This window comes from Actibacterium sp. (genome assembly GCF_041584535.1).
Lineage (GTDB): Bacteria > Pseudomonadota > Alphaproteobacteria > Rhodobacterales > Rhodobacteraceae > Actibacterium_D.
This window is the reverse complement of sequence record NZ_JBFHDW010000367.1, coordinates 1-2,233: the sequence shown is the minus strand read 5'-3', so window position 1 is coordinate 2,233 and position 2,233 is coordinate 1. Positions and strand designations below refer to the sequence as shown.

At 63.5% G+C, this 2,233-nt stretch carries 2 protein-coding genes; one reads left to right on the top strand and one right to left on the bottom strand.

Features of this window, described 5'->3' with window-relative positions; genetic code table 11:
- Window positions 1-1,135, top strand: a 1,135-nt coding sequence (locus ABYW26_RS13645) for a methylmalonyl-CoA mutase family protein (protein ID WP_372605457.1), incomplete at its 5' end; no start/stop codon positions are given.
- 80 nt (window positions 1,136-1,215) lie between these two features.
- Here ABYW26_RS13645 and nhaA read toward each other — a convergent pair.
- Window positions 1,216-2,233: Na+/H+ antiporter NhaA (gene nhaA, locus ABYW26_RS13640; protein ID WP_372605456.1), on the bottom strand; the 1,018-nt coding region annotated here is incomplete at its 5' end.

The window sequence follows — 2,233 nt, the reverse complement described above, 5'->3', positions numbered from 1 at the left end:
CGTCCGCACCGCCTATGAGGCGATGTCGGCGGTGCTGGGCGGCACTCAGTCGCTGCACACCAACGCCTTTGACGAGGCGATTGCCCTGCCGACCGAATTCTCGGCCCGGATCGCGCGGAACACGCAGCTGATCCTGCAGAACGAGACCAAGGTCACCAAGGTCGTCGATCCGCTGGCCGGGTCGTATTACGTCGAAAAGCTGACTGCCGATCTGGCCGAAGCGGCGTGGAAGATGATCGAAGAGGTGGACGAACTGGGTGGCATGACCAAAGCGGTCGCCACCGGCATGCCCAAGCTGCGCATCGAAGAGGCCGCCGCCCGTTATCAGGCTGCTGTCGACCGTGGCGAAGAGGTGATCGTCGGCGTGAACAAGTTCCGTCTGGCCAAGGAAGACCCGATCGACATTCTGGATGTCGACAACGTCGCCGTGCGTGAAAGCCAGGTGGCGCGTCTGGCCAAAACCCGCGCGGCCCGCGATCAGGCTGTCTGTGACGCCGCTCTGGGCGCTTTGGAACAGGCAGCGGCCAGCGGCGAAGGCAACCTGCTGCGTCTGGCGGTCGAGGCCGCCCGGGCGCGCGCAACCGTGGGAGAAATCAGCATGGCGATGGAAAAAGCATTCGGCCGTCACCGCGCCGAGGTCAAAACGCTGGCCGGTGTTTACGGTGCCGCTTACGAGGGCGACGAAGGCTTTGCCGCGATCCAGAAATCTGTCGAGGACTTTGCCGTGGAAGAAGGTCGTCGTCCGCGGATGCTGGTGGTCAAGATGGGGCAGGACGGTCATGACCGCGGCGCCAAGGTGATCGCCACCGCCTTTGCCGATATCGGCTTTGACGTCGACGTAGGCCCGCTGTTCCAGACCCCGGAAGAGGCCGCGCAGGACGCCGTGGATAACGACGTGCATGTGGTGGGGATTTCGTCGCAGGCCGCCGGTCACAAGACGTTGGCACCGAAACTGGTCGAGGCGCTGAAAGCCGCCGGGGCTGACGATATCATCGTGGTTTGCGGTGGGGTGATCCCGCAGCAGGACTATCAGTATCTCTATGACCGCGGGGTCAAGGCGATCTTTGGTCCGGGCACCAACATCCCCGAGGCGGCGCAGAACATTCTGAAACTGATCCGCGACGCCCGCGTCTGATCTTCAGGTCAGACCGCTGAAATCAACACCCCCGCATCTGGTGATGCGGGGGTGTTTTCGTTTGGGTCAGGTCGTCTGGATCAGGTCGCGGGGGCCGGGGCCGGGGCCTCGTCCCGCTGGCCGGTCAGGCGCAGCACGGCAAACCCCAGCAGCGCCGATATCACCGATCCCGACAGCACGCCCAGTCGCACCTCATTCATCAGGCTTTGATCGGCAAAACTAAGCGAGCCGATGAACAGCGACATGGTAAAGCCGATCCCGGCAAGGCAGGACAGGCCATAGATATGCGCCCAGCCCACGCCATGCGGCAGCCGCGCCAGCCCGGTTTTCACCATCAGCCACGTCATGCCGAACACGCCCGCTTGCTTGCCCAGGATCAGGCCCAGCCCGATGCCCAGCGGCAGCGGCGACAACAGGTCCGACAGCGACAGCCCACCCAGAACCACACCGGCATTGGCAAAGGCAAAGATCGGCACGATCAGATACAGCACGTAAGGCGACAGCGCGTTCTCAAGCGCATGCAGCGGCGACTTGCCGTATTTGTCCACGTTCGGGATGAAGAACGCGGTGATCACCCCGGCCAGCGTCGCATGAACCCCGGATTTCAGCACCAGAACCCACAGGATCACCCCCAACAGGACCGACGGCGCGATCCGGTGCTGGCCCTTGTAGTTCCGCCAGGCCAGCCCGGCCAGCGGCAGCAGCGCCAAAAGCAGGTAATCCACTTTCAGTTCGGCGGTATAGAACAACGCGATGATGATGATGGCGCCAAGGTCGTCGAGAATGGCCAGCGTCAGCAGGAACACCTTTAACGAGGCCGGGGCGCGGGTGCCCAGCAGCGCCAGCACCCCCAGCGCAAAGGCAATGTCCGTCGCCGCCGGAATCGCCCAGCCGCCAATCGTCGCCGGGTTACCCCAGTTCAGCGCCGCATAGATCAGCGCCGGGGCAATCATGCCGCCCACCGCCGCCATGCCGGGCAGAACCACATCGCGCGGGTTCTTCAGCTTGCCCTCAAGCATCTCGCGCTTCAGTTCTAGCCCGATCAGGAAAAAGAACACGGCCATCAGACCGTCGTTGATCCACAGGATCAGCGGTTTT